The 14,544-nt window shown below is 67.8% G+C and carries 12 protein-coding genes; 10 read left to right on the forward strand and 2 right to left on the reverse strand.

Annotated elements, in window-relative coordinates:
* The first annotated feature begins 3 nt into the window (after positions 1-3).
* The 6 genes from JOF46_RS03515 to JOF46_RS03540 all read left to right on the forward strand — a co-directional run bounded on the left by JOF46_RS03515 (position 4) and on the right by JOF46_RS03540 (position 9,175).
* Positions 4-1,737 (forward strand): ABC transporter ATP-binding protein, encoded by a 1,734-nt coding sequence (locus JOF46_RS03515; protein WP_209906046.1) that lies wholly within the window; start codon positions 4-6, stop codon positions 1,735-1,737.
* On the forward strand, positions 1,738-3,819 hold the full coding sequence (locus JOF46_RS03520; RefSeq protein WP_209906047.1) for an ABC transporter ATP-binding protein: 2,082 nt from the start codon (positions 1,738-1,740) through the stop codon (positions 3,817-3,819). It abuts the gene before it with no gap.
* A gap of 249 nt (positions 3,820-4,068) precedes the next feature.
* On the forward strand, positions 4,069-6,276 hold the full coding sequence (locus tag JOF46_RS03525; RefSeq protein ID WP_209906048.1) for an acyltransferase family protein: 2,208 nt from the start codon (positions 4,069-4,071) through the stop codon (positions 6,274-6,276).
* A gap of 154 nt (positions 6,277-6,430) precedes the next feature.
* Entirely contained in the window at positions 6,431-7,075 is a 645-nt protein-coding gene (locus JOF46_RS03530; RefSeq protein ID WP_209906049.1) for a pentapeptide repeat-containing protein, read from the forward strand.
* Between the two features lie 56 nt (positions 7,076-7,131).
* Positions 7,132-7,896: a CPBP family intramembrane glutamic endopeptidase gene (locus JOF46_RS03535; RefSeq protein ID WP_209906050.1), complete on the forward strand. Its 765-nt coding sequence runs from the start codon at positions 7,132-7,134 to the stop codon at positions 7,894-7,896.
* A 58-nt stretch (positions 7,897-7,954) separates the two neighbouring features.
* Positions 7,955-9,175 (forward strand): MFS transporter, encoded by a 1,221-nt coding sequence (locus tag JOF46_RS03540; RefSeq protein ID WP_342592348.1) that lies wholly within the window; start codon positions 7,955-7,957, stop codon positions 9,173-9,175.
* Between the two features lie 478 nt (positions 9,176-9,653).
* On the opposite strand, the gene JOF46_RS03545 is transcribed toward JOF46_RS03540, so the two are convergent.
* Positions 9,654-9,938 (reverse strand): transcriptional regulator, encoded by a 285-nt coding sequence (locus JOF46_RS03545; protein WP_209906051.1) that lies wholly within the window; start codon positions 9,936-9,938, stop codon positions 9,654-9,656.
* Positions 9,939-9,940: 2 nt separating this feature from the next.
* Positions 9,941-10,600 (reverse strand): hypothetical protein, encoded by a 660-nt coding sequence (locus JOF46_RS03550; protein WP_209906052.1) that lies wholly within the window; start codon positions 10,598-10,600, stop codon positions 9,941-9,943.
* 155 nt (positions 10,601-10,755) lie between these two features.
* On the opposite strand from JOF46_RS03550, the gene JOF46_RS03555 reads away from it, so the two are divergent.
* The 4 genes from JOF46_RS03555 (at position 10,756) to JOF46_RS03570 (ending at position 14,372) form a co-directional block, all read left to right on the forward strand.
* On the forward strand, positions 10,756-12,111 hold the full coding sequence (locus tag JOF46_RS03555) for an MATE family efflux transporter (protein ID WP_209906053.1): 1,356 nt from the start codon (positions 10,756-10,758) through the stop codon (positions 12,109-12,111).
* 89 nt (positions 12,112-12,200) lie between these two features.
* Positions 12,201-13,421, forward strand: coding sequence for an alpha-hydroxy acid oxidase (locus JOF46_RS03560; protein ID WP_209906054.1), 1,221 nt, complete (start codon positions 12,201-12,203; stop codon positions 13,419-13,421).
* 34 nt (positions 13,422-13,455) lie between these two features.
* The gene (locus tag JOF46_RS22665) at positions 13,456-14,028 is read left to right on the forward strand and encodes a DUF308 domain-containing protein (RefSeq protein WP_209906055.1); all 573 of its coding nucleotides are present in this window, start codon (positions 13,456-13,458) and stop codon (positions 14,026-14,028) included.
* Between the two features lie 38 nt (positions 14,029-14,066).
* Positions 14,067-14,372: a hypothetical protein gene (locus tag JOF46_RS03570; RefSeq protein WP_209906056.1), complete on the forward strand. Its 306-nt coding sequence runs from the start codon at positions 14,067-14,069 to the stop codon at positions 14,370-14,372.
* The last annotated feature ends 172 nt before the right edge of the window (positions 14,373-14,544 follow it).

Raw genomic sequence — 14,544 nt, forward strand, 5'->3', positions numbered from 1 at the left:
CTGATGCTCTTAAAGCTCATACTTCGACATTCGAAACCCTACAAGTGGTGGATCGCAGCCGTGCTGTTCTTCCAGCTCGCCACCACCATCGCCACCCTGTTCCTGCCCAGCCTCAACGCCCGGATCATCGACACCGGCGTGGTCAAGGGGGACACCGACTACATCTGGCGCACCGGCGGCGTGATGCTTGCCGTCGCCTTCGTCCAGGTGCTCACCGCGATTGCCGCGGTGTACTTCGGGGCCAAGACCGCCATGGCCATCGGCCGCGACCTGCGCCATGCCGTCTTTGACGCCGTCACCGGCTTCTCCGCCCAGGACGTGAACAAGTTCGGCGCCGCAACGTTGATCACCCGCGGCACCAACGACGTGCAGCAGGTGCAGATGCTGGTGCTGATGGGCCTGAACTTCATGGTTTCCGCCCCCATCATGTGCATCGGCGGCATCATCATGGCGCTGCGCGAGGACGTCGGCCTGTCCTGGCTGGTCTGGGTCTCGGTGCCCGTGCTGCTGGTCGTCGTCGGCGTCCTGGTCATCTTCCTGATGCCGCTCTTCCGCCAGATGCAGGACCGCATCGACGACATCAACGGGGTGCTGCGCGAGCAGATCACCGGCATCCGCGTGGTGCGTGCCTTTGTGCGCGAACCGCATGAGACCGAGCGCTTCGAGGAAGCCAACGCCAAGCTCACCCGCGTGGGCGTGAAGGTCGGCAACCTCTTCGTGCTGATGTTCCCGCTGATCGGCATGATCCTGCACGTTGCCACCGCCTCGGTGCTGTGGTTCGGCGGACACCGGGTGGAAACCGGCGCCATGCAGGTCGGCGCGCTGACCGCGTTCCTGCAGTACCTGCTGCAGATCCTCATGGCGGTCATGATGGGCACCTTCATGGCGATGATGATCCCGCGCGCCATCGTCTGCGCCGAGCGCATCGACGAGGTCACCACCCTGGTCCCGTCCCTCACCGACCAGCACGAGCACGTCGCCGACATGGCCGCCCCCGGAACCGTCGAATTCCGCAACGTCACCTTCGGCTACCCCGGTGCCGAGGCCCCGGTGCTGAACAACATCTCCTTCACCGCCCGGCGCGGGCAGATGACAGCGATCATTGGATCCACCGGCGCGGGCAAGTCCACGCTGCTGAACCTGATCCCGCGGCTCTACGACGCCAACGAGGGCCAGGTGCTCGTTGGCGGGGCGCCGGTCACCGAGCTGACCCGCGCGCAGCTTTCGGGTGCCGTGGCCACCGTGCCGCAGCGCCCGTACCTCTTCTCCGGCACCGTCGCTTCCAACCTGCGCTTCGGCGCCGATGCCGCCACCGACGAGGAACTCTGGGATGCCCTGCGCACCGCCCAGGCCGAATCCTTCGTCGCCGCCCGCGAGGACGGACTGGACGGCAAGATCTCCCAGGGCGGCACCAACGTCTCGGGCGGACAGCGCCAGCGCCTGTGCATCGCCCGGGCACTGGCCGCACGCCCGGAGATCTACCTCTTTGACGACTCCTTCTCGGCCCTGGACGTGGCCACCGATGCGCGGCTGCGTGCCGCGCTGAAGGAACCGACCAAGGACGCGGCGGTGATCATCGTGGCCCAACGCGTCTCCACGATCACCGCGGCGGACCAGATCCTGGTCCTGGACCACGGCGAGATCGTGGCCCGCGGAACGCACGAGGAGCTCCTGGAATCCTCCGAGACCTACCAGGAAATCGTTTCATCCCAGCTTGCAGTGGAGGAGGTGGCCTAAATGGCAAAACGCACCAAGGAATCATCGACCGCCATCGTGGAAACCCCCGACGAGATTGACGACATCGACGAGTTCGACACCGCCGGGTCCTCCGACATGTTCGGTGACTCGGTCCCGGTCCGCAAGGCCAAGCACTTCTGGCCCTCGGCCAAGCGCCTGGTGGGGCTGCTGGCACCGGAGAAGCTCGGCATGTCCATCGTGCTGCTCTTCGTCACCGCCGGCGTCGTGCTCTCGGTCATCGCCCCGAAGATCCTGGGCAAGGCCATGGACGTCATCTTCGCCGGCGTCTTCAGCAAGAACATGGACCCCGGCGTCCCGGTCGACCAGCTGATCGCCGGGTTGCGCGCCTCCGGGCAGAACGACCTGGCGGACATGATGTCCAAGATGAACCTGGCCCCCGGCTTCGGCATCGACTTCCCGCTGCTGAGCCGCTACATCCTCATCGTGCTCTCGATGTACTTCGTGGCCTCGTTGTTCATGTGGATCCAGGGCTGGCTGCTGAACCGGCTGGTCATGAAGGTCGTCTACCGGCTGCGCCGCGACGTCGAGGACAAGCTGAACAAGCTGCCGCTGAACTACTTCGACACCCGCCAGCGCGGGGACCTGCTCAGCCGCGTCACCAACGACGTGGACAACATCCAAAACGCCCTGCAGCAGGCCATCAGCCAGCTGGTCCAATCCCTGCTGACCGTCATCGGCATCGTGATCATGATGTTCATCGTCTCCTGGCAGATGGCGCTGATCGCGTTGATCGCCCTGCCGCTTTCGGCCGTCGCTGCCGGGGTCATTGGCTCCCGCGCCCAGGGCATGTTCACCGCCCAGTGGAAGAACACCGGCGCGCTGAACGGGCAGATCGAGGAATCATTCTCCGGCCACGACCTGATGAAGGTCTTCGGGCGCGAAAAGGACATGCTCGATCGCTTCCACGAGAAGAACGAGGAGCTCTACAGGGCCTCCTTCGGCGCCCAGTTCGTCTCCGGGATGATCTTCCCGGTCATGAACTTCATCTCCTACCTGGCCTACGTCGGCATCGCAGTGGTCGGCGGGCTGCGCGTTGCCACCGGCCAGATGTCCCTGGGCGACGCGACCGCGTTCATCCAGTACAGCCGCGAATTCACCCAGCCGCTGGGGCAGATGGCCGGCATGGCCAACATGCTCCAGTCCGGCGTCGCCTCCGCGGAGCGCACCTTCGAGCTGCTGGATGCCGACGAGCAGGACCCGGACACGGCAACCGACAAGCTACCGGCCCGCACCGACGGCCACGTCGAATTCGAGAACGTCACCTTCTCCTACTCCGAGGACAAGCCCCTGATTGAGGACCTGTCCTTCGAGGCGCACCCCGGGCACACCGTGGCCATCGTCGGTCCCACCGGCGCGGGCAAGACCACGCTGGTGAACCTGGTCATGCGCTTCTACGAGCTGAACTCCGGGCGCATCACCCTTGACGGGGTCGATGTCACCGCGATCAGCCGCGCGGACCTGCGCTCCAAGGTCGGCATGGTGCTGCAGGACGCCTGGCTCTTTGGAGGGTCCATCCTGGAGAACATCCGCTACGGGCGCCTGGATGCCACCGACGAGGAGGTCATGGCCGCGGCCAAGGCCACCTTCGTTGACCGGTTCGTCCGCGCGCTGCCCGACGGCTACGAGACCGTCATCGACGAGGAAGGCACCAACGTGTCGGCCGGCGAGAAGCAGCTGATCACCATCGCCCGTGCGTTCGTGGCCAACCCCTCGCTGCTGATCCTCGACGAGGCGACCAGCTCCGTGGACACCCGCACCGAGCTGTTGGTGCAGCACGCCATGGCGGCGCTGCGCAGCGACAGGACCAGCTTCGTGATCGCGCACCGCCTGTCCACCATCCGCGACGCCGACACCATCCTGGTGATGGAAGAGGGCAAGATCGTGGAACAGGGCAACCACGAAGTGCTGCTCGCGGCCCGCGGGGCGTACTACAGGCTGTACCAGTCGCAGTTCGCCGGCCCGGCCCAGGACGCCGACGCGGAAACCGCCGGTGGCGGTGCCCCGGTGCTCGAGGGCATCGAGCCCGGTGCTGCCGAGACCCAGCCGGACGCCATCGGCTAGCACCGGCTGGCTTGTTGGTGGCCTGCGGGCGCGATGGATTCAATATCCGTTGCGCCCGCAGGCCACCTGCGTTTGGTCTTGGATGCCCTTTTCGGGCCGGCGCCGGGCCACTGAATGGACGGTCGGGCCCGGTCCGAGGTGCACAGTGCCTGCTCCCACTTCGGGAGAAAGTGATAATAACAGCCATCCTTACTATCACTTTCGCCCGGCGAGATCAGTGCGCACGACCGATGGGCTAGGCTAGAAAAAGTGATTGTTCGAACCGGCTCCGCCCCGCTGCAAACCCCGCGCAATGCCCCGTCCGTGAAGGCCCCGCAGGCTGCCGGGCGCGGATCGTCGATGGGATTCCGGGAGGACATCCAGGGGTTGCGCGCGATCGCCGTGCTGATGGTGATCATCCACCACCTGCGCCCCGGCGCGCTCAGCGGCGGATTCATCGGCGTGGACATGTTCTTCGTGATTTCCGGGTACCTGATCACCGCGCACCTGTTCCGGGAAATGCGCGCCACCGGAACCATCAAGCTGGCAACGTTCTGGGCCAGGCGCATCCGGCGGCTGCTGCCGCTGGCCTTCACGGTGTTGCTGGCCAGCGCCGGGCTGGTCTATTTCTTCATCCCGGCCACCGAGCACGGCACGATGTTCAAGCACATTGCCGCGGCCGGCCTCTACGTGGAGAACTGGGCGCTGGTTCTGGACGCCACCGACTACTCCGCCGCCGGGCAGATGGCCACCGCGGTGCAGCATTACTGGTCGCTCTCGGTGGAGGAACAGTTCTACCTCGCCTGGCCGCTGCTGCTCTTGGGCGGCGCGTTCATCGCCGGGAAGCTGGTGCCCCGATTCGGCCGACGGGCCAGCATCGGCCGGCACACCTTCGCCGGGCCCGGCACCCGGCAGCTCTTCCTTGGCGTCATCGGCGCCATCACCGTGGTTTCCTTCGCCTACGGGCTCTGGGTCACCGCCGCCAGCCCGCAGGCCGCCTACTTCGACACCGCCGGACGTGCCTGGCAATTCGCCGCCGGCGGCATCGTGGCCCTGCTCTGCGTGAACCGCGGGGTGGGCGGGCTGCTCGGCGCACTGCTGGGCTGGGGCGGGCTTGCCGCCCTGCTGGCCGGCGCGGTGCTGATCCCCACCGAGACCCGCTTCCCCGGCACCATGGGCCTGGTCCCGGTGCTCGGCACCGCCGCGGTGCTGGCAGCCGCCGGGACACGGCACCCCTCGCTACGCTGGTTTTCCGCCTCCACCTGGCTGTCGATCCCGCCGATGCGCAAGATCGGGGACATCAGCTACGGGGCCTACCTGTGGCACTGGCCGCTGATCATCGTCGCCCCGTTCGTGCTGCACACCGAACCCAAGTGGTACCACGAGGCCGGAATCCTGGGCATGACCCTGTTGCTGGCTTGGCTCTCCCAGCTGCTCATCGAGGACCCGCTGCGCTTCGGGACGTGGCTGAAGCCGGTGCGCAACGCGTTCGTCTTCGCCTTGGCCGGGATGCTGGTGTTGGCGTCCCTCGCCTGGGCGGGCACCGCTGCCTCCGCGCAAAGCTCCAACCTGCCGCGGATGGATGTGAACTCCCGGTGCTACGGAGCCGGGACCATGGAACACCCCAAGGACTGCCTGCCGGTGGCCTCGGACTTCGCCCCGTACCCCTCGGCCGTTGCGGTGTCCCAGCAGGTCCGCGCGCCGCTGTTCCCGGGCTGCGAGACCGACACGCTGCAGGTGGGCGAGTCCAGCTGCCGGCTGGGCAACACCGCCAACCCCAAGCTGCGCGTGGCAGTGGTGGGGGACTCGCACGCCTCGGCGTGGCTGCCGGCGCTGTCGGTAATCGCCAAGGCGCGTGACTGGGAACTGGTCACGCACATCCGTTCCGGCTGCTCTCCCTCGGTTGCCGCGCTCAAGGGTGCGGAGAAGCTCAGCAGCGCGGCCGAACGCCTGTGCACCGAATCGGTGCGCGCCCTGGGGCCGAGCCTCGCCGCGGACCCGGGGATCGACGCGGTCATCGTCGCCGCGCAGGGCAACAAGCGCAGCTGGATCTCCTCCCCGGGCTACGAGTTCAAGGATCCGGCCACCGAGGGCTTCACCAGCCTCTGGAAGCTATGGACCGACGCCGGCAAGACCGTCGCGGTGATCGGCGAGGTGCCGCGGCTGGGCAACAAGAACGTGCCCACCTGCGTGGCCTCGAACCCCGGTGAACCGCTGGCCTGCTCGGTGACCCGCAAGCAGGGCCTGTCGATCCGGCACAACCTGCAAAGGGCGCTGGAGGCCGACACGGCCCCGGCTGGAATCGTGCGCGCGGATCTGACCGATTCGATCTGCTCGGAGGAAACCTGCTTCGCCGTCATCGGCTCGCTGATCACCTACTACGACCAGTCGCACCTCTCCCACGACTTCTCCGCCTCGCTGGCCCCCAGGCTGGCCGGCGAACTGGAGAAGGACCCCGTCTTCGCCGCCGGCAGGTAGGCGCGGCGGGAGGCGGATGCCCCGGGCCCGTAGGCAGCGCGCCCGGAGACGCCGGGACCGGTTCCGTCAAGCCGCACGCGGGTGAGAAAGCCAACGTGCGCTCCGGCGGGAATCGTCCGCGCCGCCGCATAAGCTATTGCCCATGCCTGCATCCGTGAAAGCCCCCCGTCTGCCCGCCTTCAAGGAACCGGCCACCACCGGCTCGGGGGACCTGACCGGGCTGGATCTGGATGGACGTGCCGAATCCCTGCTCTTCGAATCCGACGACGCCGACGGGGTGGACCTGGAGGACGCGGTCTTCACCGAATGCATCTTCCGCGCAGTCTCCCTGCAGGGCGCCCCCATGGCGCGGGTGACGTTCGGGGACTGCCGCATCGAGGAGGTCAACGCCCCGGTGCTCGAGGCACCGGACTCAGGCTGGTGGAACACCGCGGTCATCGGCGGGCGCATCGGATCGGCGGAACTCTACGGGGCCACCTTCCGCTCGGTGAAGTTCGAGCGCGCCAAGCTCGGCTACCTGAACCTGCGCCGCGCGAAGATCAAGGACGTCGAGTTCCGCGACGTGCACATCGACGAACTCGACGCCGGGGGAGCGAACCTGGAGCGGGTCACCTTCATCGACTGCACCATCGACACCCTGGTGCTCAACGGCGCCAAGCTCAAGGACGTGGATTTGCGCGGCGCGCGGCTGCGATCGCTCTCGGGCATCTCCGCGCTCAAGGGCGCCACCGTCAGCTTCGAGCAGCTCATGGACCTGGCCCCGATCCTCGCGAACGAACTGGGCCTGCGCGTCCAGTAGCTCCGCCGCGGGGCGGCGCACACGCCGGGGTGCCCAAGGTCGATAGGGTGGAAACCATGCACCAGCCGCCCGTCCCGTACCCATTCGCCCCGCCGCCGAAAAAGCGGCAACCGGTCTTCGACGCCGGACCCATGCGGCGCGGGGACCTGGTGGTGGTGGGCATCTACCTGGCGCTGTTCGTCTTCGGCGCCGCCGGGCTGCTGGCCCTGGTCCCGGGGTTCATCGAGGCCTTCAAGGACCAGGAATCCGCGCTGTTCGGGGTGAACCTGATCATGTACGTGGTGGTGTTCACCGGCGCGATCATCATGGGCTTCGAGACGCTGCGCACCTCGTTTGCCACCTTCAGGCACCACCCGTGGACCAAGGCGCTGATGGTGCCCGGCGGCTGGCTGGGGTCCCTGATCGTCAGCGCCATCGTGCTGGTGTCCATGGGCAACCCGGTCAAGAGCGAAAACCAGCTGGCCCTGGAGGGCATGACGCGCGCGGTCCCGTTCATCACGATGTTCGTGGTCACCGCGATCCTGGGCCCGTTCGTGGAGGAGTACATCTTCCGCCACCTGCTCATCGGCAAGCTCAGCCGCAGGCTCAACGTGTGGGTCTGCGTGGCGATCTCGGTGGTGCTTTTCACCGCTCTGCACTTCATCGGCTCCGGGTCCTTCGATGTGACCAGCGCGATTCCGTACACGACGCTGGGCATCATGATGTCGGTGGCCTATGTGCTCACCGGCAAGTCGCTGGCGTATTCCTACGTGCTGCACGTGTTCAACAACGCGGTGGCGCTGTCCCTGTCCTACACGCTGCTGCCGCTGATCCAGCAGTAGCAGCCCGGATCCACCCGGTTCCCCGGAGCCCAGCCAAGATGAGGAACGAAAAGCGCACGTGAGCAACGACTCCGGCCAGGGCGGACCCTGGCACGGCCACATCCACGGCAGCGACGGCTACCGCCGCATGATCCTGGCGCTCTTCGCCGCCGGGGTGGCCACCTTCTCCCAGCTGTACTCGGTGCAGGGGGTGCTGCCGGAACTGGCCCGCGACCTGTCGGTGTCCGAGGCCGACGCGGCGTTGGCGGTTTCCGCCGCGACCCTGGGCCTGGCCGCCTCGGTGCTCTTCTGGTCGCTGCTGGCCGACCGCATGGGCCGGCTGCGGACCATGACCATTGCGGTGCTCGCGGCCGTGGTGCTGGGGCTTGCCGTCCCGTTTTCCCCGGGCTTCGAGGTGCTGCTGGCGTTGCGCTTCATCGAGGGCCTGGCCCTGGGCGGGATCCCCGCGGTCGCCCTGGCTTACCTCTCCGAGGAGGTTTCGCCGCTGCATTCGGCCGTAGCCGCCGGCACCTACATCTCCGGGACCACCCTGGGCGGGCTGGCCGGGAGGCTGGTCGCCGGTCCGCTGAGTGAATTCGTTTCCTGGCGCCTGGGCACCCTGGTGGTCTCGATCATGGCGGCGATCGCCGCCTCGGTGTTCATCGCGGTGGCGCCCAGGCCGCGCGGCTTCACCCCGGTGCCCTGGCGCAGCCCGAACCGCATACCCCTGTGGAAAAAGCTGTGGATGAACCTGCGCAAGGGGCAGCTGCTGGTGCTCTACGCGCAGGGGTTCCTGCTCATGGGCGGCTTTGTGGCCGTCTACAACTACCTGGGATTCCGGCTCGAGGCCGCCCCGTTCCTGATCCCCGCCTCGCTGGCCTCGCTGGTGTTCATCGCGTACCTGTCGGGCACGTGGTCCTCGCGGCAGTCCGGGGCGATGGTGGCCCGCTTCGGGCGGCTGCGCGTGCTGGTGGCCTCCATCGGGTTGATGGCCGCCGGGCTGGCGGTGACGCTGGCCGATTTCCTGCCGGCGATCATTGCCGGGCTGCTGGTGTTCACCGCCGGGTTCTTTGCCGCGCACTCGGTGGCCAGCGGGTGGATCCCGATGCTGGGTGTCGGGGGCCGGGCGCAGGCCGCCAGCCTGTACAACCTGGCCTACTACTCAGGGTCCTCGATCTTTGGCTGGGCCATCGGGCTGGCGTTCAAGGCCGGGGAGTGGCCGGGGTTGGTGGTTTCGGTGGTGTCCCTGCTGGTGCTGGCGGCGCTGCTGGCGCTGGGCGGGTTGCGCCGAAGCCCGTAGGCGGACGCCGCCTGCAGTGCCCGTGCCGCGCGACAAGGGGCCGTTCAACTTCGCACTGCAAATCCGCAGCGCTTTGGTGCCACCGGCCGTTATGCTGGAGCTCTTCTCCTTATGCCCATATCGAGAAGTAGCAACGAAGAGATTGGAAGTGATCCACATGCGTGGAAGCAACCTGGTATGGACAATCGTAGGCGTTCTCGTCGCTGTTGCCTTGGTGATCTGGATCGCTTCAGCGATCTAGGGAGTCGTCTCTGAGTAGTTATCAACAAGTCCGACCAGCGCAGGTCGGACAGCTCGAACAGCGTGGGGTACGGGCATGGCCCGTGCCCCACGCTGTTTTCCCCACGTCGAGACGACGGAAGCTGCCAAACCTGCGCTTTTTGGCACCTCGGCCCCCTGCCGACCCTGGCCACGGCCGCTTCTTGATGCCGGGTTCGGGCGCGGGTGGCCGCCACCTGATCAGCGAAAGGCCTTGCGTCTAGAGCAGCTGGATGAGCTGGGCCTTGTAGGCCTCGAATGCCGCGACGCCGGTGGCGGTGATGCCCACGTAGGTCGCCGGGCTCCTGCCCTCGATGAGTTTCTGCTGGGTGATGTACCCGGCGTCCTCGAGCTTGCGCAGGTGGGTTGAGAGGTTCCCGGCGGTCATGCCCAGGATCCCGCGCAGCTTCGGGAATGCGATGGATTCATGCAGTCCCAGGGTGTTCAGGGCCGACATGGCCCGCAGCCTCGCATCGGCGTGGATCACCGGATCGAGTTCGGCCATGGCTACTTCACCGCCCCGGCGGTTTCGCGGCGGCGCAGCACGAGCATGGCGATGCCCGCTGCAACGAAGAGGACCGGGCCGCCGATGGCGAAGATCGAGATGAAGGCCTGCGCCCCGGCGATCAGGCCGGCGGCGTTGAGCACCGTGAAGCAGGCGCCCAGGAGGAACATCGGGCGGTCTTGGAAGACCGCTGCACCTGCCATGTACATGATGCCCACCACGAGGATGGCCACGGAGTTGATCAGCCAGCCGGTGACCAGCTGGTCGGTGCCGGCCAGGAGCCTGGAGATGGCGATGGAGAACAGCGCAACGACCAGGAAGCCTCCCATCCAGCTCATCCCGTAGGCCATGCCGGCGAACTTGGAGTCCCCGCGGATCCGGGAGCCGGAGCGGATGCCGGCCACGGCGGTGTAGGCGACGGCTGCGAGCAGGATCCCGGCGCCGATGAGCAGTGCGGTGCCGTAGGCCAGCGGCAGCCAGCCGAAGGCCGCGCCGTGCAGCAGGCCGTAGCCGGCCAGGTAGGCGGCTGCCCAGACAAAGTAGATCACCGCGGTGTTCGGTTCGATGGAGGCGCGGGTGGCGGCCGCGGCCTGGTTCAGGGAGGCCAGGGCCGCGCGGGGGTCGAGTGCCGGTTCCGGTGCGGCGGGCTGGTTCGTGTTCATGGGGGGTCTCCTTCGGTGGGTGGTGGCGGTGTGCCGTCCGGCAAGCCGTGGTGCGTCTGCAAACAAGTTTGTAACGCAAACTTGTTTGTGTCAAGTGCGTTCGCGGACAATTTCCTGCACCAGGCCCGGCCGGTGCCCCCGGGTAGTCTGGAGGGGTGAAAGAAACCGCCAAAAACCAGGTCACGGCCCCCGAATCCGCACGCGGGCTGGGGCGCACCATCCTGGCATTGGCGGTTCCCGCGCTCGGCGCACTGATCGCCGAGCCGCTCTTCCTGCTGGCCGACATGGCCATCATCGGGCACCTGGGCATCAACGAGCTGGCCGGCGCCGGGCTGGGGACCACGGTCCTGCAGACCGCCGTGGGACTCATGGTGTTCCTGGCGTACTCCACCACCCCCGCGGTGGCCCGGGCCATCGGGGCCGGGAACATGGGCCGGGCCATGGCCGCCGGACGCGACGGGATCTGGCTGGCCGTCGGGCTGGGCGTCATCCTGGCGCTGGTCGGCTTCTTCGCCGCCGGCACGCTGGCCGACGCCATGGGCGCACGGGGCCCGGTGCGGGAATTCGCCGTCGACTACATCCAATATTCCACCTTCGGCATCCCCGCGATGCTGCTGGTGCTCGCCGCCACCGGGGTGCTGCGCGGCATGCAGGACACCAAGACCCCGCTGTATGTGGCCGGGTTCGGCTTCGCCGCGAACATCGCGCTGAACTTCGTGCTGGTCTACCCGCTGGGCATGTCCGTCGCCGGCGCCGCGCTGGGCACCTCGATCGCCCAGTGGGGCATGGCGGCGGTCTACCTGTGGATGCTGGTGCCGCGGATCCGGGCCGCCGGCCAGTCTCTGGCCCCGCACCCCCGCGGGGTGCTGGGCACCGGACAGGTCGGTTCCTGGCTGATGCTGCGCACGCTCTCGCTGCGCCTGGCGCTGATCGCCACCGTCTGGGTCGCCACCGGGCAGGGCGCGCTCACGCTCGCGGCCCACCAGCTGGTCTTCACCATCTTCACCTTCATGGCCTTCGCGCTGGACGCGCTGGCCATCGCCGCCCAGGCGCTCATCGGCAAGGAGCTGGGCGCCGGGCATGCCGGGCGGGCCAACCTGCTGACCCGCACCATGTGCCGCTGGGGAGTGTACTTCGGGCTGGGAACCGGCGTGCTGCTCGCGGCCATTGCGCCCTTCGTCGGCGCGCTGTTCACCACGGACGATTCGGTGCGCCGGGCCACCATGGTCGGGGTGTGGATCCTGGCCGCCGCGCAGCCGGTGTGCGGGTTGGTGTTCGTGCTCGACGGGGTGCTCATCGGCGCCGGGGACGCCCGCTACCTGGCGGTGGTGGGCATGATCAACCTGCTGGCGTACCTGCCGATGCTCTTCCTCATCACGCTCTTCGAGCACACCGGGGTCTCCGCCGTCGCCTGGATCTGGGTGGCCTTCGGGATCGGGTTCATGATGGCCCGTGCCGCGACCCTGTCCTGGCGGGTGCGCAACGACAAATGGATGCGCCTTGGCGCCTGATACCCGCCCGCCGACCGGCCACGGTGCCGGCACCTGATCCCAGGGGTGCACCACCCACCCACGACCCACAGAAAGCCGGAGAAGCCCACATGAAGCGTCGCCTGCCGCAGGTTTCCGAACTCCGCTCGCTGATGAAATTCGAGCCGATCACCCTGGACCGGCGGGCGGCCCGCCTGGCCAGGGCCGCCGACGTGTGGGACCTGCGCGCCATCGCCAAGCGGCGCACCCCCACCCCGGCCTTCGACTACGTCGATGGCGCCGCCCAGCGCGAACTGACCCACCGCCGCGCCCGCGAGGTCTTCGACTCCATCGAGCTGGTCCCGCGGATCCTGCATGGGACCGCGAGTGCGGATTTGTCCACCACCATTGCCGGGGCACCGTCCGCGCTGCCCTTCGGCATCGCCCCCACCGGATTCACGCGCTTCATGCACGCCGAGGGCGAGACCGGGGCGGTGCGCGCCGCGGCCCGCGCGGGCATCCCGTTCTCCCTGTCCACCATGGGCACCCGCTCGCTGGAGGAGGTCGCGGCGGCCGCCCCGGCATCCCGCCGCTGGTTCCAGCTCTACCTGTGGAAAGACCGCCAGAAGTCCCGGGCGCTGCTGGAGCGCGCCGCCGCGGCGGGCTACGACACGCTGCTGGTCACCGTCGACACCCCGGTGGCCGGACAGCGGCTGCGCGATGCCCGCAACGGCATGGTCATCCCGCCGCGGCTGAACCTCAAGACGGTGCTGGATGCCTCCTACCGTCCCGAATGGTGGTTCAATTTCCTGACCACAGACTCGCTGAAGTTCGCCTCGCTGTCCAACAGCGCCACCGACCTGCCCACGCTGATCAACTCGATGTTCGACCCGACGCTGTCCTTCGCGGACCTGGAATGGATCCGTTCCATCTGGGAGGGGAAGCTCTTCGTCAAGGGCGTGCTCACCGCGCAGGACGCCCGCAAGTCCATCGCCGCCGGGGCCGACGGGCTGGTCGTCTCCAACCACGGCGGGCGCCAGCTGGACCGCGCCCCGGTCTCCTTCGAGGCGCTGGCCGAGGTCCGCGCCGAGGTGGGTGCGGGAACCGAGATCATCCTGGACTCGGGCATCATGTCCGGCGCCGACATCGTCGCCTCGCTCTGCGCCGGGGCCGACTTCGTGCTCATCGGCCGGGCCTACCTTTACGGGCTGATGGCCGGCGGGGAAGCGGGCGTGGAGCGGGTCATCGAGCTGCTGGCCAGGGAAATCGAGGTCAGCATGCAGCTCATGGGAGCCGCGACCATCGCGGACCTGGGTCCGGAGCTGATCCGCCGGCGGCCCGGGCGCGAATAAGGCCCATGGCCCCGCGCCCGGTAGACTCGTAGGCGTGCCTGCAGTAAAAATCCCCGCAACCATTGCCGCCGAAGTAGCCGTCCCAGTCATGGGGCGCGCCGCCACGGCCGCCGGTTTCGCGCTCCTGTCCATCTTCTGGCCCGCCGCCACCAACCAGGTGCTGGCCTATGCGCTGGCCGCCTTCATGGTTCTCAGCTCGAAGTTCCTCTGGGACTACGCCAGTGCCCCGAGCGCCCCGAAGTCGGTGCGCGGTCCCTACGCGGTGGCCGCGGTGGCCATGATCATCGCGGGCCTGGTGATGGCCTTCCGGCCCGAGACGCTGGTGATCGCAATCGCCGCGGCCGCGGCCTGGATCATCGCCGGCGTGCTGGAAATCGTCGTCTTCATCCGCCACCGCGCCGACTTTGCCCCGTTCAAGGACCAGCTGGTCACCGGCTTCGTGTCGCTGGGCGCCGGTGCCGCGCTGCTGATGGGACTGGACCTGGACGCGCACGGATTGCTCGGCCTGGCCGGCGGCGGGGCCATCATCCTGGCGGTGTTCGAGCTGATATCGGCCTTCGGCCTGCGCCATGCGGCCAAGGAACCCGAGACCGGGCTTTGGAGCTAGAATAGATGTTGAACCAAAAATCCGTAGGAGGGCCTTTCGTGGGCAACACCCCAGCCGAGCAGAAGAAGTCTTGGCAGCAGAGCATCAAGGCACCCCTGTCGTTCTCCCTGGTCATGGCCATCATCGCCGGTGTCATCGCCACCATTTCGGCAACCGGCGGGTCCGACAACCCGTTGCGGATCGACATCGGGCTGGTCGCCTTCGGCGTCGCCTTTGTCGCCTGCCTGCTTGTCATCTCCGTGATGACCATGGCCGGCAAGGACAACCCGGAGGAAATGGGCACCGGATCGGGCGTCAACCGCTCGTCGTCCACGCCGGACGAAAAGCCGGACGCCAAGAAGTAGCTAGTCGTTTCACCGTTGCCGCCCTGGAAGAATCTGGGCGGCTTCGCTGCTTAATGGGTGGTGCTTAAGGGACGGGCCGGCAAGCGTTCGAGCGGTGCCGGCCGACGCGCAGGGGAGAGCCAACCCGCATTCCGCGGGCATGTGGCTACCCGGTGACGCTTGGCAATGCGGT

Origin of the sequence: Paeniglutamicibacter psychrophenolicus (assembly GCF_017876575.1) — a bacterium.
GTDB classification, from domain to species: Bacteria; Actinomycetota; Actinomycetes; order Actinomycetales; family Micrococcaceae; genus Paeniglutamicibacter; species Paeniglutamicibacter psychrophenolicus.

Excerpts from the sequence above, each read along its gene's own strand:
- JOF46_RS03515 (WP_209906046.1), top strand. The coding sequence starts at position 4 with ATGCTCTTAAAGCTCATACTTCGACATTCGAAACCCTACAAGTGGTGG.
- JOF46_RS03520 (WP_209906047.1), top strand. The coding sequence starts at position 1,738 with ATGGCAAAACGCACCAAGGAATCATCGACCGCCATCGTGGAAACCCCC.
- JOF46_RS03535 (WP_209906050.1), top strand. The coding sequence starts at position 7,132 with ATGCACCAGCCGCCCGTCCCGTACCCATTCGCCCCGCCGCCGAAAAAG.
- JOF46_RS03545 (WP_209906051.1), bottom strand. The coding sequence starts at position 9,938 with ATGGCCGAACTCGATCCGGTGATCCACGCCGATGCGAGGCTGCGGGCC.
- JOF46_RS03550 (WP_209906052.1), bottom strand. The coding sequence starts at position 10,600 with ATGAACACGAACCAGCCCGCCGCACCGGAACCGGCACTCGACCCCCGC.
- JOF46_RS03560 (WP_209906054.1), top strand. The coding sequence starts at position 12,201 with ATGAAGCGTCGCCTGCCGCAGGTTTCCGAACTCCGCTCGCTGATGAAA.